The organism is Halosolutus halophilus, assembly GCF_022869805.1.
In the GTDB taxonomy this organism is placed as follows: Archaea; Halobacteriota; Halobacteria; order Halobacteriales; family Natrialbaceae; genus Halosolutus; species Halosolutus halophilus.
Genome location: NZ_CP094974.1, coordinates 1,749,924 through 1,774,021, shown reverse-complemented (window position 1 = coordinate 1,774,021; position 24,098 = coordinate 1,749,924). Strand labels below are relative to the sequence as shown.

22 protein-coding genes and 1 tRNA gene are annotated in these 24,098 nt (G+C 63.8%); 10 read left to right on the top strand and 13 right to left on the bottom strand.

Features of this window, described 5'->3' with window-relative positions; translation table 11 throughout:
- Positions 1–30 precede the first annotated feature (30 nt).
- Both MUG98_RS08705 and MUG98_RS08700 read right to left on the bottom strand, forming a co-directional pair.
- On the bottom strand, positions 31–507 hold the full coding sequence (locus tag MUG98_RS08705) for a GNAT family N-acetyltransferase (protein ID WP_265111741.1): 477 nt from the start codon (positions 505–507) through the stop codon (positions 31–33).
- 130 nt (positions 508–637) lie between these two features.
- The gene (locus tag MUG98_RS08700; protein WP_265111740.1) at positions 638–1,816 is read right to left on the bottom strand and encodes a redox-regulated ATPase YchF; all 1,179 of its coding nucleotides are present in this window, start codon (positions 1,814–1,816) and stop codon (positions 638–640) included.
- A gap of 151 nt (positions 1,817–1,967) precedes the next feature.
- Here MUG98_RS08700 and MUG98_RS08695 point away from each other — a divergent pair, with 151 nt between their 5' ends.
- Positions 1,968–2,378, top strand: coding sequence for a DUF2267 domain-containing protein (locus MUG98_RS08695; protein WP_265111739.1), 411 nt, complete (start codon positions 1,968–1,970; stop codon positions 2,376–2,378).
- A 227-nt stretch (positions 2,379–2,605) separates the two neighbouring features.
- On the opposite strand, the gene MUG98_RS08690 is transcribed toward MUG98_RS08695, so the two are convergent.
- Positions 2,606–3,337 (bottom strand): GNAT family N-acetyltransferase, encoded by a 732-nt coding sequence (locus MUG98_RS08690; RefSeq protein WP_265111738.1) that lies wholly within the window; start codon positions 3,335–3,337, stop codon positions 2,606–2,608.
- Between the two features lie 187 nt (positions 3,338–3,524).
- Here MUG98_RS08690 and MUG98_RS08685 point away from each other — a divergent pair, with 187 nt between their 5' ends.
- Positions 3,525–3,989: a hypothetical protein gene (locus MUG98_RS08685; protein WP_265111737.1), complete on the top strand. Its 465-nt coding sequence runs from the start codon at positions 3,525–3,527 to the stop codon at positions 3,987–3,989.
- A gap of 158 nt (positions 3,990–4,147) precedes the next feature.
- Here the strand turns inward: MUG98_RS08685 and MUG98_RS08680 are convergent, their stop codons facing one another.
- Positions 4,148–4,816 carry a helix-turn-helix domain-containing protein gene (locus tag MUG98_RS08680; RefSeq protein WP_265111736.1) on the bottom strand — a complete coding sequence of 223 codons (669 nt, stop codon included), beginning with the start codon at positions 4,814–4,816 and terminating at the stop codon, positions 4,148–4,150.
- Between the two features lie 239 nt (positions 4,817–5,055).
- Here MUG98_RS08680 and MUG98_RS08675 point away from each other — a divergent pair, with 239 nt between their 5' ends.
- Together MUG98_RS08675 and MUG98_RS08670 are read left to right on the top strand one after the other, a co-directional pair.
- Positions 5,056–5,268: a hypothetical protein gene (locus MUG98_RS08675; RefSeq protein WP_265111735.1), complete on the top strand. Its 213-nt coding sequence runs from the start codon at positions 5,056–5,058 to the stop codon at positions 5,266–5,268.
- A gap of 91 nt (positions 5,269–5,359) precedes the next feature.
- Positions 5,360–5,518: a hypothetical protein gene (locus MUG98_RS08670; RefSeq protein ID WP_265111734.1), complete on the top strand. Its 159-nt coding sequence runs from the start codon at positions 5,360–5,362 to the stop codon at positions 5,516–5,518.
- A gap of 84 nt (positions 5,519–5,602) precedes the next feature.
- Here the strand turns inward: MUG98_RS08670 and MUG98_RS08665 are convergent, their stop codons facing one another.
- Both MUG98_RS08665 and MUG98_RS08660 read right to left on the bottom strand, forming a co-directional pair.
- A complete protein-coding gene (locus MUG98_RS08665) occupies positions 5,603–6,001 on the bottom strand; it encodes an SPW repeat domain-containing protein (RefSeq protein WP_265111733.1) in 399 nt (132 codons plus the stop codon).
- A 165-nt stretch (positions 6,002–6,166) separates the two neighbouring features.
- Positions 6,167–9,559, bottom strand: a complete 3,393-nt coding sequence (locus MUG98_RS08660; RefSeq protein WP_265111732.1) for a PAS domain-containing sensor histidine kinase — start codon at positions 9,557–9,559, stop codon at positions 6,167–6,169.
- Positions 9,560–9,879: 320 nt separating this feature from the next.
- Between MUG98_RS08660 and MUG98_RS08655 the strand changes: the two genes are divergently transcribed.
- Complete coding sequence (locus MUG98_RS08655; RefSeq protein WP_265111731.1) at positions 9,880–10,233, top strand: DUF7344 domain-containing protein; 354 nt, start codon at positions 9,880–9,882, stop codon at positions 10,231–10,233.
- 520 nt (positions 10,234–10,753) lie between these two features.
- Here the strand turns inward: MUG98_RS08655 and MUG98_RS08650 are convergent.
- A complete protein-coding gene (locus MUG98_RS08650; RefSeq protein WP_265111730.1) occupies positions 10,754–11,068 on the bottom strand; it encodes a HalOD1 output domain-containing protein in 315 nt (104 codons plus the stop codon).
- Positions 11,069–12,078: 1,010 nt separating this feature from the next.
- Between MUG98_RS08650 and MUG98_RS08645 the strand changes: the two genes are divergently transcribed.
- Both MUG98_RS08645 and MUG98_RS08640 read left to right on the top strand, forming a co-directional pair.
- Positions 12,079–12,912 carry a tyrosine-type recombinase/integrase gene (locus tag MUG98_RS08645; RefSeq protein WP_265111729.1) on the top strand — a complete coding sequence of 278 codons (834 nt, stop codon included), beginning with the start codon at positions 12,079–12,081 and terminating at the stop codon, positions 12,910–12,912.
- 693 nt (positions 12,913–13,605) lie between these two features.
- On the top strand, positions 13,606–14,553 hold the full coding sequence (locus MUG98_RS08640) for an outer membrane protein assembly factor BamB family protein (protein ID WP_265111728.1): 948 nt from the start codon (positions 13,606–13,608) through the stop codon (positions 14,551–14,553).
- A 421-nt stretch (positions 14,554–14,974) separates the two neighbouring features.
- On the opposite strand, the gene MUG98_RS08635 is transcribed toward MUG98_RS08640, so the two are convergent.
- Both MUG98_RS08635 and MUG98_RS08630 read right to left on the bottom strand, forming a co-directional pair.
- Positions 14,975–15,149: transfer RNA gene (locus tag MUG98_RS08635), tRNA-Trp, on the bottom strand.
- 46 nt (positions 15,150–15,195) lie between these two features.
- Positions 15,196–16,194, bottom strand: a complete 999-nt coding sequence (locus tag MUG98_RS08630) for a DUF5794 domain-containing protein (RefSeq protein WP_265111727.1) — start codon at positions 16,192–16,194, stop codon at positions 15,196–15,198.
- Positions 16,195–16,734: 540 nt separating this feature from the next.
- On the opposite strand from MUG98_RS08630, the gene guaB reads away from it, so the two are divergent.
- On the top strand, positions 16,735–18,237 hold the full coding sequence (gene guaB, locus MUG98_RS08625) for an IMP dehydrogenase (RefSeq protein ID WP_265111726.1): 1,503 nt from the start codon (positions 16,735–16,737) through the stop codon (positions 18,235–18,237).
- Between the two features lie 202 nt (positions 18,238–18,439).
- On the opposite strand, the gene MUG98_RS08620 is transcribed toward guaB, so the two are convergent.
- Entirely contained in the window at positions 18,440–18,919 is a 480-nt protein-coding gene (locus tag MUG98_RS08620) for a cupin domain-containing protein (RefSeq protein WP_265111725.1), read from the bottom strand.
- Positions 18,920–19,049: 130 nt separating this feature from the next.
- On the opposite strand from MUG98_RS08620, the gene MUG98_RS08615 reads away from it, so the two are divergent.
- On the top strand, positions 19,050–19,472 hold the full coding sequence (locus tag MUG98_RS08615; protein WP_265111724.1) for a GNAT family N-acetyltransferase: 423 nt from the start codon (positions 19,050–19,052) through the stop codon (positions 19,470–19,472).
- 86 nt (positions 19,473–19,558) lie between these two features.
- Entirely contained in the window at positions 19,559–20,023 is a 465-nt protein-coding gene (locus MUG98_RS08610) for a twin-arginine translocation signal domain-containing protein (RefSeq protein WP_265111723.1), read from the top strand.
- Positions 20,024–20,051: 28 nt separating this feature from the next.
- Here the strand turns inward: MUG98_RS08610 and MUG98_RS08605 are convergent, their stop codons facing one another.
- The 3 genes from MUG98_RS08605 to MUG98_RS08595 form a co-directional block, all read right to left on the bottom strand.
- The gene (locus tag MUG98_RS08605) at positions 20,052–21,800 is read right to left on the bottom strand and encodes a YcaO-like family protein (RefSeq protein ID WP_265111722.1); all 1,749 of its coding nucleotides are present in this window, start codon (positions 21,798–21,800) and stop codon (positions 20,052–20,054) included.
- A gap of 101 nt (positions 21,801–21,901) precedes the next feature.
- On the bottom strand, positions 21,902–23,338 hold the full coding sequence (locus MUG98_RS08600; RefSeq protein WP_265111721.1) for an MATE family efflux transporter: 1,437 nt from the start codon (positions 23,336–23,338) through the stop codon (positions 21,902–21,904).
- Positions 23,335–23,991: a TetR/AcrR family transcriptional regulator gene (locus tag MUG98_RS08595; protein ID WP_265111720.1), complete on the bottom strand. Its 657-nt coding sequence runs from the start codon at positions 23,989–23,991 to the stop codon at positions 23,335–23,337. The genes MUG98_RS08600 and MUG98_RS08595 overlap by 4 nt, the downstream gene beginning before the upstream one ends.
- Between the last annotated feature and the right edge of the window lie 107 nt (positions 23,992–24,098).

The window sequence follows — 24,098 nt, the reverse complement described above, 5'->3', positions numbered from 1 at the left end:
TCAATCACATATCGGTGGCCGCCCCCGAATCTACAATTCCTTCTCCATATCGACCACTGTCATCTCCGCGGAGGACGAGTCGCTGGTGATGGCTTTCCGATGGGTCCCGACCCGTTCGTAGCCGATCCGCTCGTAGAACGGTGCTGCATTCGGAGCGGCTTCGACGTACACCGAGTCGGCACCGGTAGACCGGAGTGACCGTTCGATTTCCTCCGCGAGCGCCGTTGCGATTCTCTGGTGCTGGTACGCGGGGGCAACGTAGAGTTTGTCCAGTTCCGGGTCGTCCAACGACGCTTCTGCGAATCCGGCGATCTCGTCATCGCTCTCTGCCACCAGAAATTCTGTCTCCGGATCGTCGATCGGGTAGCTAACCGACGAGGCCCCGGCTTCCCAAACCGCCAACTCCGTCTCGTCGTACGCTGTCGAATCGACACCCCGTATCGAGGCCAGGTGTGTCCGGGAAATCCCCTCGCGGTCGGCAGCCCGAGCCCGACGGATCTGCGCCATTACCGAACGCGTCGAGCGGGGGTGTAATAGAACTGGCGCAGCTCGTCCGAAACGTCTTCGCCGATACTGTTCGCCGTGTCCGGGTAGAAATCGGACGGAACAGCGGAGTCGATCGTAAACCGTGCGGCCGTCAGTTGGTGCTCACGATCTTGATTACGTCGCCCTCCTCGAGTTCGTAGTCCTCGCCGACCTCCCGTTTCGATCGGGCGTCGACCGCGTGGAGGTAGCCGTCGCCGATGTCCGAGTGGACCGCGTAGGCGAGGTCGACGGGCGTCGAGCCGCGAGGGAGCAGGAAGGCGTCCGGCAGGATATTGCCGCTACCGTCGGACCACTTCGAGGCGTCCTCGACGGGATAGGCCGTGAGGTGATCGAGCAGGTCGTAGACCGCGTGATCCAGCGCCGACTGGACCCCGGTCCCGTCGTATTCAGCCATCGTGTCGGCCAGTCCCTCGAGCGCCTCGCGCTGAGCGTCGCTGACGTCGTCGCCGATTTCGATCGTCTCGTCGCCGGGATCGTATTCGACCAGTCCCTTCTCGGCCGCGCGGCGAAGCGCGAGTTCGCCCTCGGCGGTGGTGGGAATCACGGGTTTGTCGAGGGCGAGCAGTTTCTCGACGTTCTCCTCGGGCGCGACGTCGATCTTGTTCGCCGCGACGACGATCGGCTTCGTCCGCTGGCGAACGTCGCGCGCGAGCGCCTCGCGGTGTTCGTCCTCCCACTGGATGGGGTCCTCGGGGTAGTCGAGGTCGCGGAGGACGGTTGCGATCTGTTTCGGGGAGGCGCCAAAGCCCGAGAGCATGTCAGCGAGCGCGTCGTCGACGTCGAAGTCGGGCGATCGGGACTTGCGCTCGACGGACTCCCAGTTGCGCTCGACGATGCCGGCCAGCCAGAGGTCCATCTCCTCCTCGACGAAGTCGATGTCCTCGAGGGGGTCGTGTTCGCCGATATCGACCGGTTCACCCTTCTCGTTGGTCCCGCCGGAGGCGTCGATCACGTTGATGATCACGTCCGCGTTCGTGAGTTCGTCGAGAAACTGGTTCCCGAGCCCTTTCCCCTCGTGAGCACCCGGCACCAGTCCCGCCACGTCGAGGAGTTCGATCGGGACGTATCGTTTCCCGTCCTCGCAGTTGTCGGCGTTGCACCGCTCGTCACGGTCGAGACAGGGACACTCCGTCCGGACGTAGCTCACCCCACGGTTGGCGTCGATCGTCGTGAACGGATAGTTGGCGACGTCGACCTCCGCCATCGTCGCCGCCGTGTAGAACGTGGACTTGCCGGCGTTTGGCTTCCCGGCAAGCGCGATCGAAAGCATGTCCTCCCGTAGCCACGTCCGGTGGAATTGTCTTTCGGTTCGAGCCCCGTTTGCGAGCGCAGCGGCCGCGATTCCGGGACGCCGATGGGATCGCGGAGACCCTTTCAGTTAAAGGGTACTGTCTCATCGGGGCGGCAAAAAAGGACCAAGTATGAAATACGACGGCTTCATCGGCGAGGTGCAACACCGCGCACAGCTCGACTCGCGAGAGGCCGCCCTGGGCACCTCCCGAGTCACTCTGACGACGCTCTCCGAGCGCATCGATCCGGGGCTGGCGGAGAACCTGGGGGCCAAGCTCCCCGAGAAACTCGGTCGGTTCCGCGAGGAGGTCGACGACGTCGAACGGTTCGCATTCGACGAGTTCGTCGATCGGGTCGTCGAGCGCGAGGATATCGGCGAGGTCGAACCGGCAGACGCGGCGTTCCACGCACAGGTGGTCGTGGACGTCGTCGACGAGGCCGTCACCGAAGGAGCGCTACAGGACGTCGAAGACCAGCCACCGGACGGCGAAGGCTACGAGAATCTTTTCGAGATCGCCGACGCCGAGGGGAGTCCGACGTAACTACGTTGCTGGCGTCAGCGCCTTCCTCGACGATCGCGTGCTCCGGATCGCGGATCGCGTCCGCGTCCGGCCCTACTCGATCGTGTCGACGAGTCCGGATGCGTCGAGTGACCGCGTCGGGCCGCCGACGCGGTCGTTCGGCTTCCGAGACGGCCCTCACAGACCCAACGTTGCAGATCGGCGATCGATACACACACCGAACGGGACGGCCGTTCGGTCGCGGTGACTCACAGTTCGACTGCCATCATCACTTCGTCGACGTAGCGGCCGCCGAGTTTGTAGTGGTCCTCGCGGACGGCCTCGGTCTTCCAGTCGTTCTCCTCGAGGAACTCGATCGCCTCCTCGTTGGTCGAGGGGACGCTCTGGTACACTTTTTCGAAGTCGTTCGAACCGGCCCACTCCAGCCCCCGCGCGAGGAGGTGCGATCCGATGCCGTGACCGCGATACCCCTCGAGCACGCCGACGGTGAGTTCGGCGGTGTGGGAGAGTTTCTCGAGTTCCGGCGCGTGGAGGTGGACCCAGCCGACGACCTCGTCGTCGACGGTGGCCACGAAGAACATCCGCGACTCGAGTTCGTTGTGTCGGAGCAGGGTTTCCTCGTGGTCGATCTCGTCTGCGACGCTCTCGGCCTCGATGTAGGTCCGCTCCTCGGCAACCTGTCGGATCGCGCCGACGATTCCCGAAAGGTCCTCCTGTCTGGCCGGTCGGATGTGAAACTCGAGGTCCGCGGAGACGTACTCCTCCTCGGCCCCCGCGTCGATCGTCACGCGCAGTTTGCCGTCGACCTCGTCGAGACGGCCGTCGCGCTTGAGGATCGCCACGTGGTGGCGGAATCCGCTGGGATCGATCCCGAGGTGGCCCTGTACCGCGTCGGGATCGACCGCCCCGTGGCGTTCGACGTGCTCGTAGATTTTCTTGCGGTCCGCGTGGCCGAACTCGAGCGATTCGCTGAATTCCATGGCATGCCATACCGGCCCACAGTACTTAATCGCTTGGCCGATCGGGCGCTCGCGGAACTTAAAACACGGATCCGTACACCCGGGCGGATTACCGACGGGAGTCACACGACTCGGTTGCGTGGGATCGCACACGACACCGTCGCATCGTCGACGATCACGCCCCCACCGTGTGGGTCTCACGCGAGACATGATCGGAACGGATGTGGCAGTTGCAGGCTGTGTGCTCGCCGCCGGCGTCGTCGCCGGACTGGTCGCCCACGAGTGGTCACACGCGCTCGTCCTCAGGCTGACGGGCGTCGACTACGACATCACCTACGTCCCCGGACGGGTGAACGGCGTCGTCGGCCTCCTCGCGAGTTGTCCGTGGGCGGTCGTCCACCCACGACCGGCGGGCTCCGAACCGGCCTGGCCCTTCCGGTTCGCAGCTCTCGCGCCGTTTCTCCTCGCCGTCCCCGTTCTCGGACTCGGATTCGGCGGCTACCTCACGACCGAGACGCCGATCGTCGCTGCGGGGGCGATCGGGTGGCTCGCCTGTGCGATCCCGAGTCCGCAGGACTTCGCCGTCGTCTTCCACGCCCATCGCGTCCTCGAGAGCGAGTCGGCCCACGAATCCGAGCCGAACGCGGCGAGTCACGCGTCCCGCGCCGATTGACGGTCACCGGGATTTTGCCGCGTTCGCTCGCCGTTCGTCCCGGGCGCGACGTCGAGACGAACGAGACCGGGAGCGGCTACGCAGTCACGAGTTACCGGAACGTCGTCGCGCCAGGCGATCGTTCGACGGCCGTCCGGTTCGATCGGGTCCCGAACCGATCAGGGGTCGAGTTCGACCGGCGTCATACCGCCGGACAGTTCCGCGCTGACCAGTGCCGCGTGGCTACGGCGGAGTCGCTCGGACAGCGCCTGGTGGGAGATGCCCAGTTCGGACGCCAGTTCCTCGAGCGTGACCCCTCGCGGCACGTCGAAGTAGCCGAGTTCGTACGCCTTGTAGACCGTCTCGTACTGGGTTTTCGTCAGCGGCGTCTCCGCGTTCGCGACGTCGCTCGTCCCGGTCACGCGCGTCACTTCCACCCGGTACTCGTACTGGTCGAACAGGTCGTGACACGCGGACACCGCCTCGTGATCGTGGAAGAGCAGTTTCACCGACCACCACCCCTCCTGGCCGTGTGCTGCTAGAATCGCCCCGTCGTTCTCGGCGATGATCTGCTGGAACAGTTTCACCTCGTCGCCGAATTCGAGCCGGAACAGCCAACAGTCGTTGGGGGCGGCAGCGTCCTCGGTGAGGGCTGCGATCACCTCGACTGACGGGTCCGTCTCGAGTGCCCGATCGACGGCCGATCGATCGGCACCCGAGACCCACACCAGCGGCGGTGAATCTCCGATCAGTCCACCGATCTCGAACTCGAGCGTCGGAACTCGATCGAACGTCCGGGCTAGCCCGAGTCGCTCGGCCGGGACTTCGAGTTCGACGACTGTTGTCATCAGTGGGATCCACCACGAAGACGTATAGACGGATTGTGTTTCCGGTAGCCTTTCCCGCCATCCAGTCGCCGTGACTGTCCGGATCTCGTTACGTTCAGTGCGAGTGATCAGTCGGCCCACTCGCCCGTCTTCGTTTCGGAACGAGTCCGGCGCGTTGCCTGGTCGATCGGTTCGGGTACCGTGTTGTTACTCGAGTCCTCACACGTACTTTTTGCCGCTCTACTGGCGAGCGACGACCGATGGACGACAGCGACGACACACAGGCACGCACAATCGCCGCCTGCACACGGTGTGGCTCGATCTACGCTGCGATCGAACTCGGCGAAGGGGACCTCCGACCGATCGGCAGTCGAGACGGATGTTCGTGTGGGAGCACCTCGTTTACTGATCTCGACGATACCACGGAGGTCGACCTCGCGGACGCGGACACGTCGGACGACGACCGTTCGTGATCGGACGCAGTCGGCGTTCACGATCGAGAACGACGCTTTCAGGGGCACAGGCCGGCCGTGTTCTTTTGGGTTTCAGGATCCTGTCCCCTGTATGGCGACGCGACCACCACTCGAGTGCCCGGTGTGTCACGACGGGATCGGTCCCGGACAGTGTCTCGAGGACCACCTGCTCGAGAGCCACACCAAACGCATACTGGCGCGGTTCGTCGTTGCGGAAACGAACGTGCTGGAAGAAGATATCTCCGAGTAGCCGGTCCGGGGATCCACAACGTTTCGACCCGATCGCGGGTTGCTCGACGGTCTCGATCGCATCCCAACCGTCGCGGTGGCAGGCTCAGGCACGCGTCGCCGTCCCCGACAGCTGCCAGCTTCCGTAGACGCTGGCTCCGGACAGGACCACGACGAGGGCCCCGGCGATCACGTTACTCCAGACCATTCGCCCGTCGGTTACGTTCAGGAGGAACGGCAGGGCGATCACCACGAGACCGAGCAGGAGGGTCACTACCGGGAAAAGGAGAGCGGGGCCGGGAAGCGGTCCGCCCGAGGGCCATCCCGCAGTGTACGCACCGATAGCTGCGATCGTCGCCCCGACGAGGACGTTTAGCGTGATGATCCACCCGAACCCGGTCAGGAAGACGCCGGACCAGAAGATCCAGGTACCGAGGACGGCCACGAGCCCGGCAGTTCGCGCGACCGGAACTGACGATGACGAGTCCATCGCTCGCTCGCTCATACACGACCGTACGTGGTCCAGCGCCGTAAAACGTGTTCAGGATTCTCGTCATCTCCGCCGGCGTTCGCCGTCGATCCCCCTCCGACCGACGACTGCGCGCTGTCACGCCGATGACTGCGCGCTGTCACGCCGATGACTGCGTGCTGTCACGTGGCAGTACCGCCGTCATGGGTCCACCGCAGGGAGCGTAAACGAGAACGTCGACCCGTCGCCAAGCTCGGAGTCGACCCAGATCTCGCCGCCGTGGCGTTCGACGATCCGTTCGCAGAGCGCAAGCCCGATGCCGGTCCCCTGGTGTTCCGCCTGACTGTGGAGTCGCTCGAACACCTCGAAGATGCGGTCTTCGGCGTCGGAATCGATCCCGATCCCCTCGTCGCGAACGGAGATCACCCACCGCTGTCCGTCTCGCTCTGCCCCGACGTGAATCCGCGGCGGCTCGTCGCCCGCGTACTCGATCGCGTTCGAGAGCAGGTTCTGGAACACCTGCCGCAACTGGCTGGCGTCACCGTCGATGCGTGGCAGGTCCGTCGACGTTATCTCGGCGTCGCTCTCGTCGATCTGCATCTGCAGATCCGAGCACACGTCCGCGAACAGGTCGTTCAGGTCGATCGGCTCGAACGGATCACCGCACGTTTCGATACGGGAGTACTCGAGCAGGCCGTCGATCATCTCGCGCATCCGATCGGCCCCGCTGATGGCGTACGCGAGGAACTCCTCGCCGTCCTCGTCGAGTTCGTCGGCGTAACGCGCCTCGATGAGCTGGAGGTAACTCGAGACCATCCGCAGCGGTTCCTGCAGATCGTGGGAGGCGGCGTAGGCGAACTGTTCGAGGCGCTCGTTCGACGCCTCCAGCTTCTCGATCACCTCCTCGAGTTTGCGCTTGCGCTCGGCTTCGTCGGTAATATCCTGGGCGAAGCTCAATCCGGCGAAGATCTCGCCGTCGGCGTCGCGAAGCGGCGCGGCCCACACCCGCCAGGTGCGACCGCCGAATTCCGTCGTCACTCGGTCAGTGTCGCCGTCCTCGATCGCGGCCCGGAACACCGGTTCGAGATCCGAAACCGTCTCTTCGGGGAAGATTTCCGGCAACCGGCTCCCTTCGAGTCGATCCGCGCTGGGCAACCGATCGCCGAGGACCGCCCCTTTGGTGAGCGTGTACTGGAGATTCGGGTCGTACATCCCGACCGCGCCGTTCGGGAAGTTCTCCGCGAGCGTGCGGTAGCGGCGCTCGCTCTCTTCGAGCGCGCGTTCGCGCGCCTTGCGCTCCGTGATGTCCTGTGCGATCGTCAACCCCCCGAACACGTCGCCGTCGTCGTCGGTGAGCGGCACCACACGGACGACCCACTCCCGGCCGGCGTACTGGAGATCGATCGCCTCCCTCTCGCCGTCCAGTGCAGCCCGGAACGTGGACTCGAGCACGTTCGAGACGTGGTCGGGCCACACGTCCTGAACCGGCTTCCCTTCGACGTCGGACGGAGACATCGGGAGGTCGTCAAACCCTCTCCCCGCAGCGAGCGTGTACCGGAACTCGTCGTCGAACATGGTGACGATCCCGTTCGGGAAGTTCTCGGCGAGCGTTCGATGCCGTTGTTCGGACTTCCGGAGTTGCCGCTCACGCCGCTTGCGATCGGTGACGTCGCGATCGGAGACGACGAGCGACACGACGTCGCCCTCGTCGTTCGTGACGGGCCTGAAGACGCCGTCGAGCGTGTACTGCTGACCGTTCGGCTGCGTGAGGTCGGCCTCGAACTCCACGTACTCGCCGGTCGCTGCTCGCTCGGTCCATCGCTTGACGTCGTCCTGTACGCCGTCCCCGCCGCCCCACCACGGCGTCTCCCAGAACGGCTCACCCGTCACTTCCTCGAGGTCGGCGTCGACGTACTCCATCGCCGTCCCGTTGATGTCGAGTACCGTCCCATCGGGATCGAGCAACCCGACGAGGATGTTCGGATCGTTGAAAATCGCCTCGAACCGACGCTCCGTCCGCTGGAGTTCCTGTTCGCGCTCCTTCCGATCGGTGACGTCGCGGAAGTAGACCGAGATGCCGGTCTCGGAGGGGTAGAGGTTCGCCTCGACCCAGAAATCGAGCGTGTCGTAGTAGAGTTCGTAGCTGGTCGCCTCCTGGGATTCTAACGCCGTCTGGAAGGCGTCCCTGACCTCGTCGACCTCGGCGGCGGAGGGGAACACGGTCCAGAGGCTCTCTCCGAGGAGGTCTTCCTCGGACTGCTGAAGGAGTTCCTCGGCGCGCTCGTTGACGTGCGTGAACCGGAAGTCCTCATCGACCGCGTAGAACGCGTCGGAGATCCTGCCGAGGATGCGCTGGAGTTCGCTTTCGAGTTCCCGTTCGCGCTCGTACCGATCGGTCACATCACGGGTCACTTTCAGGTAGCCCTGGTGGGCGCCGTCGGCGTCTCGAATCGCTGTGATCGTCACGTTCGCCCAGAACTGGCTGCCGTCCTTCCGGACGCGCCACCCTTCGTCTTCGACCGATCCGGTTTCCGTCGCCTGCTGGAGGTTCCGCTCGGGAACGTTCGCCGCCCGATCCTCGTCGGTGTAGAACGTCGAGAAGTGCTCGCCGAGGATATCCTCGCGGTCGTAGCCCTTGATCTGCGCTGCCCCCTCGTTCCAGCTGATGACGTGACCGCTCCGGTCCAGACGGAAGATCGCGTACTCCTCGACGGCGTCGACCAGCGAGTGAAACTCCGCCGCGGTTTTCTGGAGGGCCCCTTCCGACTGTTTCCGGTCCGTAACGTCGTAGTAGAGTTCGATTCGACCGCCGGCGTACTGCCCCGATTCGATCGGTCTGCTGTAGTGTTCGAGCCACCGGCCGTCGCGACCGTCGCCCGCCGTCACGCGACACTCGAATCGCTCGGTGTAGCTGTTGTCGTCGTAGGTGGCCAGAACGGTCTCCGCGAACCGCTCCGGGTCCGCGAACCTGTGTTTCATCGCCTCGTCGACGACCTGTCGTTTGTCGCGTCCGACGAGGGCGTCCCGATCGAGGTCGAGATACTCCTCGATCGTCTCGTCGATCCAGGCGACCTGAAAGTCGTCGTCGAGCACGAGGGCCCCGATGTTCGCCTCGTTGAGCACGTCGGTGATCGACTCGTACGACGCCTGTGCGGACGCGAGTGATTCCTGGCGCCGTCGTTTCTCGGAGACGTCTCGTGCGACACCGATCGTGCCCTGGAACGTCCCGTCCTCGACGAGCAGGTTGATCCGCAGTTCACACGGTACCCGGTCCCCGTCGGCAGTCTCGACCGTCAGTTCGACGGTCTCGATGTCGGGCGTTCCGGAGCCGGAGGTGGTCGGAATTCGATCGACGATGCGGGCGATATCGTCCTCGTCGACCAACAGCGAAACGTGTTCGCCGAGGAGTTCGTCGCGCGTGTAACCGGTGATTTCGACGATCGTTTCGTTGACCGCGACGAAGTGACCGCTCGCGTCGAGCTGGTAGATGCCGTCGTCGATCGTATTGACGAGCGTCCGGTACCGCTGGAGCGCGACGTCGTCCTCGACCTCTCCCCAGAAGGCACCCTCCGAGGCGTCCGCTCGTGTGTTCATGTCCGTTGGTCGCTCGTGAGGGGGATAAATCTCTCGCCGGTCGAACGGTACGATGGAGGGGTTTCGATCCCGTTCCAGGCACGTACTCGCGCCGAGAACGCCCGTTCCGGGACGCGGCCGGTGAGGTGCCGGTTACAGTCGTCCGTAATCGATCCCGTGCCGATGACCTCGAGTGATATCTCACCGCCCGACCCGTGACAGCAGCCGAGAACGCCGTCGCCGACGACCTCGCGGAGAGGATCGCGATCCGGGTACAGCCACCAATTGCTTTAGGTGGGGTCACTTTCAGCGTCGGCGACTTTGGTTCGGGTACCACTGAGATGGACCAGACGGAGGCATTTCGAGTTCTCGCCAGCGCCGACCGTCAGCTTCTGCTACACGAACTCGTCGAGAACGAGGGCGAGATCGCTATCGCGGCGGCCGCACGACTGGTGGCCGCCCGGAGGCATCGAATCTCCCCCGAAACGATTAGCGACGACAGGGTCGAGCGCGCCCATATTCGGTTGGTCCACACGCACATCCCCTACTTGATCGACAGCGATCTCGTCACCGTAGACTGGGACGAACGAGAGATGGCGCTCGCCGGTGGAGAGAACATCGCGGAACTGTTCGAGGCCGCTGACGAGTTAGCAGGCTGGCCGCCGGACGACTTGCTGGAACCGTCGTTCTCGTAATCGTGCCGGAACTGACCCTCTCGTGCCGGGGCGTCGATACTCGATACGTCGGCTTCCCGTTCTCGCTCCGACGGCTCGCACGATCTATCGCTCGAACGGAAGCGAACGCGCGCTCAACCCCGTTCGACGGGATCACGTCGCGACTGTGACGCCGGTATCGAGGTCGACACCGCGAGTTCGTTCAGCCGTTTGCTGCCGGCAGCGGTACCGCAAACGTCGGTCTCTCGCCGATTGTTCGGTACGGCACGGCGCGGACACGATGGTCGACAGCTTCGATTACCGGGCGCCAGTCCCGATCGACGCAACCGTTCCTCTTCGGCACGGTCGTGGAGAAACGGGCGGTGAGAGCGGCGGATCGATTTCGCGCGACCCACTGGTACGAGAGCGGCGATAACCACGGAACCGGAGCCGTCAATGCTCTCGATCGGCGGACGTCACCGCGGCAGACGCGCTCACGACGGACGAACACACGGATCACGTTCACGGCCCGAGTATCACCAGGTCAGTCACGGTCCGAGCGTCACCGACTCGGTGCGACCACAGGCGTACCGTCGTGGATACACACCTTGCCGTCGTTCGAGAGGCTGACCGTGTATCCGTCGATCGTGAACTCGATGCCGACGGCGCCGTCGGCGCGTCTCGCGTGACTGAGCAGGGCGGCCATCGCTTCCGTCTCCACCCGATCGTACAGCGGATCGAGTTCGCTGACGGGGACGCCTTTGATACCAGCCAGCCCCCGTACGATCGTCTGTATCACGGATTCTGATTCGCCCCGTACGACCCGAATCTCCTCGCGACCGCCGTTTCGCGGACAGTTGTGGTCAGGGGGGACCATATTACCGTTCGGGACTGTCAAGGGAAGAGGATTGTCCCAAAGAGGGTAGGTATCGGATTTCGAACCGTGGGCACACCAGTCCGTCTCTCCTCGCTCCCGAACACTGGTGGTCGGAACCCGTCACAGGCTGTGGTCCGAACGGCTGTAACTCGTCGTTCGTTTCGATCCAGACCCGCTTTCGACGTCGAAGCTGACGGCCCGACCGCTCGGCGTTCCGGCGATTTCCCGGCGCTGTTCGAGGGTGCGATCACCGCTACTATCGAGGGCATGGGAGTATGGAAACGATTATTGGACTGCCCGTACACAGTATCTGCAATGGCCAGTCCAGACGCGGAGAACCAGCGAAAAATCGGCATCTGTGAAGGCTGCGGAAAAGCGGCCGTGGTGTGGGTCCCGGCGAACGGAGCCATTCGGCCAGTGAGTGGACATAACGTCTGTGCCTGTACTGACGCCTCGTTCCGTGCCGTAGACGGCGACACCTCGGTTAGTGATACTATCTGAGCACGCAGACGGGTCTGTACAGTAATCGGTTTCATCACGTCGCGTGCTCCTCCGTTCGAACTGTCGCTATCGAAGCGTTCGCGAGCAATCCAGGTGTCGAGCGCGTCGCAGGCCGTCCGGTTGACGATCGCCGGCCGATCCCCCTGTCCCGCGTTCTCGAGCGGCGTCTCGGTATCCAGTCGGTGACTGAAAGTGACGGCAATCGAATCCGCGATCGTCCCGCCGACCACCCTGTTCGGGACGTATCGAGAACAGTCTCGCTAGATCTCGCGGTTCAAATCTCCCTCATACGATTTCCGCTGCTCACGACGTTGTTCGCAGCAGAAATATGGGGTCGGAGGGATTTGAACCCCAACCCGACGAGAGAAGCGCCATACAGCCCGAATATGGCGCTCTCGTCGGTAAACCGACCCTGATACTCGAGTGGTGCGCGGGGGAACTCCCCCGACTTCATCACCTGAGGGTTGATCCGGTGGTCGGCTCACGTTCGGCGGTTTACATCAATACCAGTGGCACCGAACGTAACACCGAAGCAAGCAGTAGAGGACTTCCTCGCAGAGCGTGAGGGAGAAGTCAGCAAAGCCAGCCATCGAAACTACAAATACGCACTCAAGGAGCTACTACGGTTCTGCGAGAATCAAGGCATTGAGGAGGTTGGAGAGATTCACGGCTACCACCTGAAACAGTACAAGCTCCGACGGCGAGGACAGGGCATTAAGGAGGTCACGCTGAAGAACAACCTCTCGACCCTCCGGGAGTTCCTCCGCTGGTGTGAACAGGCAGAACTTCTCGAGCGAGGGACTGCCGAACCCGTTCAACTCCCGAAGCTCGATGAGGACGATCGAGTCAGTGATGATACGTTGTCGCAGGATCGAGTGGGGGATATTCTGGACTACTTCTACAAGTTCGAGTACGCGCAACGACGACACGCGATCTTCCAGCTCATATGGCATACCTGCCTCCGCATGGGAACAGTCGTTGCTATCGATTTCGAGGACTACCTCTCGACCCAGAAGCAAATTAAGATCCGGCATCGCCCGGAGACTGGTACTCCACTGAAGAATGGCATTGAGGCGCAGCGGAAAATAAACATCGGCAACTCAGTGCGGGAAGTCCTCGATGACTACATCGAAGGACACCGGCACAATATCGTCGAAGAAAGTGGCGGGAACCGCTGTTCACCACTCGAAATCAACGAGTCTCCCACACCGCATTACGGAAGAATATGTACGGGATCACCCGACCGTGCAAAGTCCACGGTGGTTGTCCACACAATCGAATCATTGAGGAGTGTGACGCTGCTGAGAGAAAGAAAGATTCGTCGAAATGCCCTTCCTCAATAAGTCCACACCCCCTACGACGAGCGGCTATCACGTACCATTTGAACCAAGAGTGGCCGAATGAGAAGTTGAGTGAACTGGCGAATGTAACTGTAGATGTTCTTGAAGAGCACTACGACACACGTCAGGAGGATGAGAAAGCAGTGACAAGAAAGCAATATCTTGACAATCTCTGAATTGACTCTGTTGAAACCCTCACCACTTGACAGATACATCGTGCGAGATACAGAGGGTGTATCCAGCAAGCGGCCACCCTTTGTTTCACAATGAGGTGGCCGAAGATACTGATACGTTCGTAGTGCGATTGTATCGATTCACTCTGTATCGGGAGAAGGGACATACAGCCTAATTGTTTTGTCACTATGCAGAAAAAATTTACCGGCCGATACGAAAAGGTGGCGCATGCCCAGGCCCTCTCACGCTACTCGCTCTCGACGCCATGCACTTCGACTGGTTGGCTCGACAGTTACCGTCGCCCTCGCTGGCTGTCTCAAGGGGGGCTCCGTCTCGGAGCCAAACAATCAATCCGAATCCGACGGTGACGGTACTAGCACTGAGACTAATTCTGGAGACACGGCTTCGAATGTCCAGTTCCAATATAACGCGCAACACACCGGTGTCAGTGGTACTGACGCTCCCGAACGGGTCGAACGCCGATGGCGGTCACGCGTATCGCCGATTGATGGGGGAATCGCCGTGGCTGACGGTCGTGTGCTCGTTACGACGGCACGTGGTTCGCTTGTCGCCCTGAAGACTGACGACGGAAAAGAACTGTGGACTGCTGACGTGGGCCAGACCAGTGATGCAGCGCCGGTGGTATCGGGTGATACTGCGTACGTTACGACGTGGAACGGTGGGGAGAACGTCGACCGTGGTGTCGCGGCTATCGACCTGGCGGACGGAAGCGAACGCTGGCGAGCAATCCCTGACGTCGACGTCAGTTCGGCGGCGACGCTGGCGCACGACACAGTGTACGTGGGTGGATCGCGGAAACGTAGCCATGTTATCGCCCTTGATGCGATGGACGGGAGCGAACGGTGGCGATTTCGTGCGGGGGAGTACGCCTCGACACCGGCTGTGTTCCAGGGAATCGCCTACGTTAGCGGTGGGAAGGAACCCACCGTGTACGCGCTCGACGCAGTCGACGGTGAGGAACGCTGGCGAGTCGACGTGGACGGCCGTGTCTGGGGGGCTCCAACGATCAGTGGCGAAACGGTATACATTGGAACACGCAAGGGCACTGTGTACGCGTTGGCTGCCGCTGACGGCGAAGAGCTATGGCACATCGAAATTGGCGACGACGTACGAGAGTCACTAGCAGTGACCAGCGACATGATCTACGTCCCTGATCGAGGTTCAATACACGGACTCTCCACAGACGGGGAGGGACAGTGGTCCGTCGATGCAAGTAGCTATGTGTTCCCACCGACTGTGGCGGGGAATTCGGTAATCGTCACAGATAGATCCGAGGCGTTTGGTCTCGACGCGGCGACGGGAGCTGAGTACTGGCGACACGCAGTTAAGAGAAGAACGATTAGCGACATGACGTTCTCCGGAATCATGTGTGAACCCGTCGTTCACAATCATGTTGTCTACGTTGCTTCCTTGGGTGGCGACGTATACGCTCTCCAACGCCCGGAATAGCAGCGAGCTCATCCTCTGACTCGGTAGAACGCTGATGGAATTCGATGACCACCCTGAGCGATATATCGTTTTTCTTTATTTACCACCCCGATCCCTCGCCAGATGCTAACCTGCCAGTGACCGATTCGCGTGCTGTATTCAGCACGATCGCTAAAACCCGTCATTGTTTGAGGGTTTCAACAAGCCCTAGAATTTCTAACCCTTTTCTTTCATCTTTTACAGAGGGATCGATTTACTCCACTAAATTCGGTGTATCAATTCATTGAGGGGGGTATCACTTTCATCTCCCTACCTACGACAGAACTGCTAGACGGAACTGTACATCGTAACCTGATCGACTGAAATATCGGCTGGGGGGGTCGGACACGCGACATAAATCCCGCAGTCCCCGCTGTGGGTTTGGAATGATTCGATAGAGGGATGGGGTCGGAGGGATTTGAACCCCCGATCGACTGATATCTCCGGTGCGCCTCGGAACTCCAGAGGGTCATCACACGAGCACTGATCAGGTGCCCGATCAGTATATCAGTCTGGAGTGTCGTCCCGGGCGCGGTGCCTCTGGAGTCAGTCGCCATGCCTGGCTTGGCCACGACCCCGCGAATTCTCCTTGGTGGATCCGCCGTAAAGTGGTTTCGATTCGCGTCACAACCACGGGGCCCTGCCCTCGGTGTCGGTCGAATCGTCGCCGGGGTAGGCGCCATCGTCCTCCTCCTCGTCGGCGTCCGCCGTCACACTGTCGTCGGCCGATCGCTCGCCGTCGTCCCGATCGTTGCTCCCCGAGCCACCGTCCGGCAACGGACCGGTTCCGACTGCGGGGGCGGTTCCCATCGTCTGGATCGGCATCCCGGTCGCGTCGGCCGTCGATGAGCCGTCGGCCGCCAGGTTGGCCGCGGCCGTGTCCTGCTCGCCAGCCCGATCGAGTTGGATGTCGATCGCGAAGACGGCCGCGACGAGCAGGGCGGCCAGCGGGGCCTGTCCGAAGGCCATGCCGAGCAGCGACAGCGGGAGCAGGCCCAGCGCCACCGCACTGCCGAAGCGGAACCGATCGATGTCCATGTACTCCCGCAGATACGGACCGGCCAGCGCGATCGTCAGCGCGAAGGCGACGCCGACGACGGCGGCCAGCGTCGCGTTGGCGACGAGAGCCGGGTCGTCCATGACGTCGAACGACGCGCCGGTCGGGTCGATACTGGCGACCAGACCCAGTCCGATGATCACGCCGGGATTAGGCAGGTAGTCGCCGATCGTAGCGCTCGCGGTCTTGGCCGCGATCGCGGCGATCACGAGCGCGGCGAACCGCTCGAAGATGACGATGTCGATGACGCTCTCGATCGCCGGCGCGAGTGCCGCCTGGACGGCCGCCAGCAGTATCAGCGGGAGGCCGACGAGCATGACGACCGCCGCTTGCTCGCGGGGCGACCCGGTCATCTCGGCGAGGATCACCGCGACGGTGGCGCTCCCGCCGAAGATCAACAGGCCGACCTGGATCGAACCCAGGGGATCGTCCACTGCGCCGGCGAGGATCAGCGCCGGGAAGACGCCGTCGATCAGCGGCAGCATCATCACCAGCGCCAGTAATCTGGCGTTACCGCCGACTATGCCCTCGAGACGGAGTGCGACCGGATGTTGAGACGTGCTCATCGCTCAGGGTCGATGGCCGTGACCCGAGGCCGGTGGGTAATAGGGTGGACAGTCCCGGACTGACTCCGTACCGGAGAGCCAGTTCGTCGTCCAGTTGTGGCCTCGCGCTGTGAGTTTCAGTGTAAATTTCCCGAAATTGATGCCGGTGACAGAGTCGACACTCGTCAGGCCATCGAACCGGGAATCACTGCAACTCACAGCGTGCATACCCGAACAGTGGACCGGACTGTCAATAAACGTTGTGTGGGACGCCGTTGCATAACTCGTCGATGTTTCGCCAATGGCGTTCAAATTCCGACGAAAGTGAACGAATCTGCCATCACAGTAGACGGACGCCAATCCGTCGGGCGATCGGGAGAGGGCGAAGGCCCCGATCGACTGCGGACGCGATCGGACGAACTCGCGTCGATCGGACGAACTGTGCACGTCCGAAGCGGGTGCGGCGGGTCCCACACCGAATTCGCCGTCGACGGCTCCATCGCCCGTTCTCGGTCGATGCTATCTCGCAACGCTTTTTGCCGACGGGTCCGGACGGTTGACATGGCGAACGACGTTCCTGAGCACGAGCCCTATTCCTCGAAACTCCAGGTACCGGAGGCACTGACGTTCGACGACGTCCTCCTCCGGCCCAAGGAGAGCCGTGTCGAACCGGACGACGCCGACCTCACCTCGCACGTCTCGAAGAACGTCGCGGTCTCCGTCCCGATCCTCTCGGCCGCGATGGACACCGTCACCGAGAGCGAGATGGCGATCGCGATGGCCCGTCACGGTGGCCTCGGCGTGCTCCATCGCAACATGAACGTCGACGAGATGGTCGAGGAGATCGAGCGCGTCAAGAGCGCCGACGAACTCATCATCCCGCTCGACTCCGTCGTCACCGCGGACCCCGAGATGTCCGTCCGCGAGGTCGACGAACTGATGGCCCGCGAGGGCGTCGGCGGCGCACCCGTCGTCAACACGCGCGGCGAGGTGCTCGGCATCATCTCGAGTACCGACATCCGGCCACACCTCGAGGTCAACGAGGACGACCCCGTCACGGCGGCGATGACCGACGAGGTCATCACGGCTCCCGAAAACATCGACCCGCGCGACGCGTTCGACCTGATGTACGAGCACAAGATCGAGCGCGTCCCGGTCGTCGACGACGAGAACCTGCTGGTCGGACTGGTGACGATGCAGGGCATCCTCCAGCGCCGCGAGTACAAGCAGGCCGTCCGCGACGACGACGGCCGACTCCGCTGTGGCGTCGCCGTCAGCCCGTTCGAGCACGATCGGGCGACCGCAGCCGACGAGGCCGGTGCGGACGTGCTCTTCATTGACACCGCACACGCCCACAACATGAACGTCATCGACGGGGCTCGCGAGATCAAAGACAGCGTCGAGGCCGACGTCGTCGTCGGAAACGTCGGCACCCGCGAAGCGGCCGCGGATCTCGTCGACTTCGCCGACGGCATCAAGGTCGGGATCGGCCCCGGTTCGATCTGTACGACCCGCGTCGTCTCCGGCGCGGGGATGCCCCAGATTACGGCCGTCGCGCAGGTCGCCGACGTCGCGAACGAACACGACGTGCCCGTGATCGCCGACGGCGGCATCCGCTATTCGGGCGACGCAATCAAGGCGGTCGCCGCCGGTGCGGACGCGGTCATGCTCGGCTCCTACTTCGCCGGCACCGACGAGGCACCGGGCCGGGTGGTCACGATGAACGGCAAGAAGTACAAGCAGTACCGCGGTATGGGGTCGGTCGGCGCGATGAAATCCGGCGACAGCGATCGCTACCTCAAGGACGAACCCGAGGAGGACGACGAGTACGTCCCCGAAGGCGTCGAGGCCGCCACCCCGTACAAGGGGACGCTCAAGTCCGAACTCCACCAGCTCGCCGGCGGCATGCAGTCCGGGATGGGGTACGTCGGCGCGGCGACGATCCCAGATTTCAAGGAGCGATCGGAGTTCGTCCGCGTCTCCTCGGCGGGCCAGGCCGAGAGCCACGCCCACGACGTCGTCATCACGGACGAGGCCCCGAACTACTCGCCCAACGGCGAGTAGTCGCCGGCCGCACCGTTCGGTCGAATCGTCGGCCTGCGTCGGGTCGAACACCGCGTTTCGATTTCCGATACTCTTCTGTGAACGCCGATCGGCGGATCTCCCCGGTCGTCTCAGGGGAAGTTCCGCCCGGAACAGGTCAGCAGCGACGGACGAGAACAGATACCGAAGCGGCCGCAGAAGGGGCCGGAAATGCCGCAGTCGATTATCCCATCATAAACGAGTTCTCACACTCGTTGCACGTCAGCCGGAACGCCCCATCGTCGGTGAGTTCGAGGCTGTGGCCCAGTTCCTCCTCGCAGTCCTGACAGTAGACCAGCGACTCGAGGTCCTCCCAGTCGTGCTGGGCCCCGGGTGCGCCGAACGCGAAGCCGACGACTGTCTCGTCGCCGTCGTTGTACCCCTTCTGGAAGTCACCCGGCGCGAAGCGGATGACTTCGCCGTCCTCGACGGTGACTTGGCCGTTCTCGGTGTCGAACGTCGCGGTTCCCTCCTGGACGTAGAACACCTCTTCCTGATCGTAGTGCGTGTGCATCCCGCCCGAGAAGGACTCGCCGGGTTCGAGTTCGAAGTAGTTCATCGCGAAGTCCGTGAACCCGAGAGCCTTCGAGATCGGCCGTCTGATCGAGTGGACCTTCATCGGGTTGGGTTCGGTCTCGACGTCGTCGATCGCGACTTTCTCCATACGCGATCATTCGAACATCGTGATAAAAATCCTCGTGATATCGAGTGATAATCCGGGCAAACGAACGAGGTCGCACCATCGGATCGGCCACTACCCGGTTTTTCTTTACTGCGCGGCCAAAAGCGATTTTATGGAAATCCGATCGTTGCAGACGGAATCCGATCGTCGATCGGCGGTCCCGCTCCTCCGGCAACTCTGGGCCGACGCCGCTCGGGACGAGATCCTGTCCTGGACCGACGGCGACGACTATCATCTCTTCGGGCGGTTCGACGGCGACGAGTTGATCGGCGTCGCGGGCGTGCTCGAAGCGACGCACCTGCATCACGTCCGGCACGCGTGGCTCTACGATCTGGTCGTGGACGAACCACGGCGCGGCGAGGGCCACGGCGCGGCACTGGTCGAGCACGTCGAGGCGTGGGCGACCGATCGGGGCTGTGAGTACGTCGCGCTCGCGTCTCCGCTCGGAAAAGACGGGGTTCACGAGTTCTACGAGCGCCAGGAGTACGAGAAGTGGGGCTACGTCGTCGAGAAATCCCTCCAGGGGAACGACTGAAACCGGTCACACCATCGCGCGTCGGCCCTGGAACGGGTCGGCCGAGAAAGGCAACGCCTACGTGCGTCCGGCCCCGAAATCCGCCTGTGAATCGCCGTACGGTACTCCGATCCGCCGGCGTGGGGGCCCTGGCGGGACTGGCAGGCTGCGTCGAGGGGATCCAGAGCTACTACCAGGGTCGCGTCCGGGGGCGCATTCCGATCGAGATCACCAACGAGAGCGATCGAGCGCAGAACATCCGGCTCGAAGCCTACGAGATCGGAACGGACCGACAGACCTACGACGAGAACTACTCCGTCCGATCGAACGAACTCGTCCATCCGCCACACCTCGACGAGATCGAACAGCGGTTCCGCGTGATCCGGTTCGAGGGCGAGGAGTCGAGTTCCGTCGACACCGCCCGGATCTCCCCCGACGCGCAACTCGTGTTGATCACCGTCTACGAAGACGACGTCGAACTGGAGGTCGTCTACGACGAGGACGAGGCGCAGAACGAGTCGGCGGAGGGCGACGAGAACGCGACGGCAGGCAACGACGCGAACGCGTCGTAGGTCCGCTTCGCCACCCGATCGACCCCGCTCAGGGGTACGGGTGGAACGGGCGATCGAGCCGCGGTTCGAACCCGAGGTCGTCCGGGACCGATCGGGCCCGCTCGCCGAAGAACGGCTCGCCGGTGAACAGCGGCTGTGCGCCCGGCACGACGACCCGGACCGCCTCGAATCCCAGTTGTTCGACGTCACGCGTCGTGAGTCGTGCCGCGTACGGCGTCGGCCCGTTTTCGGTCGTCCGCGAGACGAGCGTCTCGAGCGCGTCACGCCCCGTCGGCACCGGATCGGGACCCACGTTCGCGGCGGAAACCGTTCGATCGGTCTCGACGAACGCCCGTGCCGGTTCCGGGAAGGCGGCGTACTCGCCGATCGCGCCGGAGGCGTCCTCCGCTTCGTCGGGACCGAGGCTCCGGAGTTCCATCCAGTTCTGCAGCGCTTCCGCGAGTGCCGACGTCGCTGCGTCGGTGGCGTCGAGCCCTGCCGCGGACCCGGCCGCGAACGCGGGCCAGGCGTCCGACGCGCCGGGGTCGTCGACCTCGTCGGCGCGGTGGACTGCGACCGCCACCACCGGGACGTCGATATCCTGCGTGACCAGCAGCGGCGTCACGGACAGTCCTTCGCTCGTCGCCCGACGCTCGAGCGCCACGAAGCGTTCGTCCTCGACGGTGAGTTCGAACGGCTCGAACGTCGAGTACCACGCGAGCATCGTCGCGTCGCGTTCGAGGACCTCCGTCAGTCCCGACACGAGGGCGTCGACCGTCGAGGAGCCGAGCCCGAGTCCGGTCGTGATCGCCGGCACCAGCCGATCGCCGGGCTGCGGGAACTGGACCGCCGCCGCGGGCAGGTGTGCCGTCTCGCCGGTGTCGAGGGTCTCGCCCTCGACCCACCGGTACTCCTCGCTCGGGTCGTATTCCGGCGCGTCGTCCGGGCGAACGAGCGCGGTCGGAGCCACCGCGGTTTCGAGATCGGCTTCGCTCGCGCGCACGAAGTCGTCGTCCCGGTAGACGCCGGCACAGTAGCGCTCCAGGGCCTCGCCGACGGCTTTCATCAACGCGGCGTTCCAGTCCTCGTCGACGCCGGCCGCCTGACTGGCCGCGCTCGCGTCGCTGTACCCCCGCGTCTCGGCCGTCGTCGCGAGGTAGTACGGCGCGGGGAACGACTCGGCCTCGCCGATGCTGGTGACGAGTCCGACCCGATCGTCGATCGCCCCCTCTGCGTGCTCGACGGCGGTCTCGAGGTCGAACGCGTCGTCGTCGCGGCCGAGCGATCGATCTCGCTCGCCGGTTCCACAGTCACAGCCCGGAACCGGGAGGAACCGTCGTCGCTCGTGCGGGAGTTCGACCGTGTGCCCGACGATCGATCGGTCCTCGCCGGCGAAGACGCGGACGCACTCCCGGCCCGCGACGGCCCCGGCGAGCCGTGCTGCACTCCGATCGGCCGTGGGTTTCTCGGCCGGTTCGCCGACGGTCGACGCGACGCGGGCGCTCAGACAGTCGAAACAGCCGGTCGCGGGTGCGAAGCCGGAGACGGCCGCGTCGACGGCGTCGATCGGAACGCCCCCGACGCCGCCGATTTCGACGGCGATCCAGGGCGTCGAGCCCGATCGGGCGGCCGCGTTCGCGCGGTCGAAGGTCGTCGCGCCGGCGACGTCGCTGACGACCGCGAACCGGGCGTCGGCGAGATCGGTCGGGCTGGCGTCTCGAGCGGTGACGTCGACGTCTCCGAGGGCGGCGACGACCTCCTCGCGAACCGGGTCGTCACCGATGACGTGGACTTCCATACAGTCAGGATTACGGGCGGAGGGCAAAAGGCCCCCGCTCGTCCAGACGGGTCGCCGTCGGCGGAGCCGCCGATCGGAGAGCGGATCGGATCGAACACCGTTCAGTCGTCGGTGCTGACCTCGACGTCCTCGCTGAACTGGGGCGTCGCCCCGTCGGCCGTCACGTCCGCGTTTCGCCAGGTTCCCCTGCGGTACCAGCCGTACGCGAGGAGGGCACCGACGACGTTCGAGGCGGCGAACGCGATCCAGATGCCCCGGTAGTCGATCGTCTGCGAGAGCACCGCGGCGACGGGGAGTCGGACCGCCGCGTAAATCACGAGGACGATCCCCGCGGCGGTCAGCGTCTTCCCGGTCCCGCGGAAACTGCCGTTGTACGAGCGCATGACGCCGATGAGTCCGAACGTCGGCGCGACGTACCGGAGGAAGGTGACGCCGACATCGACGACCTCAGGATCGGTGGTAAACGCGGCGACGATCGGCCGTGCGCCGACCCACGCGACGACGCCGAACGCACCCAGGACGACGAACATCGTGCGGGCGGCGAAGTCGGCGGCGGCTTCGGCGCGATCCGGCTTCCCGGCACCGACATTCTGCCCGGTCATCGTCTCGACGCCCCGGGCGATCGCGATCGCGGGCAGGAAGACGACCGAGAACACGCGCGTCCCGATGCCGTAGGCGGCGACGACCGTCGTCGGGAACAGGCCGACGATGACCAGCAACAGATTGATCGACAGCGCCCGACCCATCCCCTCGACCGACGCGGGGACGCCGATACCGACGAGTTTCCGCGCGAACGAGAGGTCCGGGCGCATCTGCCCCAATCGGATCCGGACGCCTCTGGTCCCTCGAAGCATGATCGCGAGGCCGACGGCGAGCGCGAGGCTGCGCGAGAAGACCGTCGCGATCGCCGCCCCCTGGATCCCGAGTTCGGGGAACGGTCCCCAGCCGAAGATCAGGAACGGGTCGAGAACGACGTTGATCAGAACCGAACCGAACATCACGAGCATCGGCGTGATCGTGTCTCCGTAGCCGCGCATGAGCGCGATGAAGACGAAGAAGCCGAACAGGAACGCGAGGCCGAGCGAGATGACCTGCATGTAGTCGGTGGCAAGCGGCAACACCTCCGGCGAGGCACCGAACAGCGAGAGCAGGTCCTCGACGTATACGTAGCCCACGATCCCCATGATGAACGCCCCCAACAGCGACAGCGCCACGGTCTGGGAGGCGGCGTACTCCGCCTCGGCTTCCTCGCCCGCGCCGACGTGCTGGGCGACGAGGACGCTCCCCGCGACCGACAGCCCCATCCCGACCGAGATGAGCAGGAACACCATCGGGAACGCGAAACTGATGGCCGCAAGCGCGTTCGTGCTGTACTGGCCGAGCCAGAACGTGTCGATGAGGTTGTACGCCGTCTGCAACAGGTTCGTCACGACGATCGGCAACGAGAGGTAAAACAGCGGCCGCGCGATGCCGCCCGAGGTCAGATCGAATTCCTCGCGGCTCTTGAAGAGGCTGGAGAGGCGATCCCCGAGACTCATTCGTCAGCGCCCCGCTGGCCATCGTCGGCCGTGTCGGCTGAGTCGGCGTCGGTGGCAGCACCCCTACCGGTCTCCGCGTCCGATCGCAGCACCTGGTCGATGTACTCGTGGACGGACACCTTCGTCCGATCGAGCGAGCGATCGACCGCCGCCGCCCGGGTCTGGCCGCCGTGGAAGACGGTGACGAGAAACTCCGCGGTCTCGTCCGGATCGACGGTCGCCCGAAACTCACCGGCCTCGATCCCCGCGTCGACGAGGTCCGCGATCCGGTCGTGCAGCGCACGGTCGAACTCCTGGAGTTGCTCGCGGTAGGCCTCGTTGTACGGCGACTGAGCCTTGATCTCGAGCACCGCCGTTCGAAACTCCTCGGCGGCTTCCTCGTCCGCCGGCGTCAGCAGTTCGTCGAAGAGCGCGTGGAGTCGATCGGCCGGCGTCTCGCCGGGAACCCGCTCGGTTCGCTCCTCGAATCGATCGAGCAGAGACGCCAGAAACGACTCGAGGAGATCCCCCTTGCCGTCGAAGTGGTAGTGCAGCGTCCCCTTGCTCTTGGACGATTCCGCGGCGATATCCTGCATCGTCAGCGCCGCGTAGCCGTGCTTGCAGAGCGCTCGATACGTCGCATTCATGAGATCGTCGATCGTCTCGTCCGCCATTCGATTGCTACTCTAACTTACTGACTGGCCAGTCAAGTACGTTCCGGAGTACTGGCAGGTCGATCGACTGAATACCGGGGGTCACGACCGCATTCCGTTCCGGAACG

Bases quoted from the DNA above. Each gene is read 5' to 3' on its own strand.
- MUG98_RS08705 (WP_265111741.1), bottom strand. From the start codon at position 507: ATGGCGCAGATCCGTCGGGCTCGGGCTGCCGACCGCGAGGGGATTTCC.
- MUG98_RS08700 (WP_265111740.1), bottom strand. From the start codon at position 1,816: ATGCTTTCGATCGCGCTTGCCGGGAAGCCAAACGCCGGCAAGTCCACG.
- MUG98_RS08695 (WP_265111739.1), top strand. From the start codon at position 1,968: ATGAAATACGACGGCTTCATCGGCGAGGTGCAACACCGCGCACAGCTC.
- MUG98_RS08690 (WP_265111738.1), bottom strand. From the start codon at position 3,337: ATGGAATTCAGCGAATCGCTCGAGTTCGGCCACGCGGACCGCAAGAAA.
- MUG98_RS08685 (WP_265111737.1), top strand. From the start codon at position 3,525: ATGATCGGAACGGATGTGGCAGTTGCAGGCTGTGTGCTCGCCGCCGGC.
- MUG98_RS08680 (WP_265111736.1), bottom strand. From the start codon at position 4,816: ATGACAACAGTCGTCGAACTCGAAGTCCCGGCCGAGCGACTCGGGCTA.
- MUG98_RS08675 (WP_265111735.1), top strand. From the start codon at position 5,056: ATGGACGACAGCGACGACACACAGGCACGCACAATCGCCGCCTGCACA.
- MUG98_RS08670 (WP_265111734.1), top strand. From the start codon at position 5,360: ATGGCGACGCGACCACCACTCGAGTGCCCGGTGTGTCACGACGGGATC.
- MUG98_RS08665 (WP_265111733.1), bottom strand. From the start codon at position 6,001: ATGAGCGAGCGAGCGATGGACTCGTCATCGTCAGTTCCGGTCGCGCGA.
- MUG98_RS08660 (WP_265111732.1), bottom strand. From the start codon at position 9,559: ATGAACACACGAGCGGACGCCTCGGAGGGTGCCTTCTGGGGAGAGGTC.
- MUG98_RS08655 (WP_265111731.1), top strand. From the start codon at position 9,880: ATGGACCAGACGGAGGCATTTCGAGTTCTCGCCAGCGCCGACCGTCAG.
- MUG98_RS08650 (WP_265111730.1), bottom strand. From the start codon at position 11,068: ATGGTCCCCCCTGACCACAACTGTCCGCGAAACGGCGGTCGCGAGGAG.
- MUG98_RS08630 (WP_265111727.1), bottom strand. From the start codon at position 16,194: ATGAGCACGTCTCAACATCCGGTCGCACTCCGTCTCGAGGGCATAGTC.
- guaB (WP_265111726.1), top strand. From the start codon at position 16,735: ATGGCGAACGACGTTCCTGAGCACGAGCCCTATTCCTCGAAACTCCAG.
- MUG98_RS08620 (WP_265111725.1), bottom strand. From the start codon at position 18,919: ATGGAGAAAGTCGCGATCGACGACGTCGAGACCGAACCCAACCCGATG.
- MUG98_RS08615 (WP_265111724.1), top strand. From the start codon at position 19,050: ATGGAAATCCGATCGTTGCAGACGGAATCCGATCGTCGATCGGCGGTC.
- MUG98_RS08605 (WP_265111722.1), bottom strand. From the start codon at position 21,800: ATGGAAGTCCACGTCATCGGTGACGACCCGGTTCGCGAGGAGGTCGTC.
- MUG98_RS08600 (WP_265111721.1), bottom strand. From the start codon at position 23,338: ATGAGTCTCGGGGATCGCCTCTCCAGCCTCTTCAAGAGCCGCGAGGAA.
- MUG98_RS08595 (WP_265111720.1), bottom strand. From the start codon at position 23,991: ATGGCGGACGAGACGATCGACGATCTCATGAATGCGACGTATCGAGCG.